The 301-nt window shown below is 45.8% G+C and carries 1 protein-coding gene; it reads right to left on the bottom strand.

Features of this window, described 5'->3' with window-relative positions:
- Positions 1-121: 121 nt before the first annotated feature.
- Positions 122-301: transposase (locus DWZ54_RS12045; protein WP_233541668.1), on the bottom strand; the 180-nt coding region annotated here is incomplete at its 5' end.

Genomic DNA, 301 nt, shown 5'->3' with positions numbered 1-301 from the left:
AAGGGGCTGTGACAAAATGTAAAATCATTTTGTCCACAGCCTCTTTTTGCGTGCCGAGAGCTTCCTGTCCTGAAAAAAGGGTATACGCCCCCTTTACCCATAAAATGGTATACCATCCATCCTATGCGGCCTGTCTCATCTTTTGCTTTTTGTTGTAGTACTTATACAGGTTGTGACCTATTGAAACCAGGAAAATCTCCATGCGGACAGCATCGCTGCCTCTCCGCACTATTTTTTTGTACCAGCGGTCTGTCTTCAAGATACCGAATGTTCCCTCTGCTTGGATTGAGCGGTTCATCCG

It is taken from the genome of Mitsuokella sp. AF33-22, assembly GCF_003475755.1.
Classification (GTDB): domain Bacteria; phylum Bacillota; class Negativicutes; order Selenomonadales; family Selenomonadaceae; genus Mitsuokella.
Note: the sequence above shows the minus strand (reverse complement) of the source record. Positions and strands in the feature narration are given on the sequence as shown.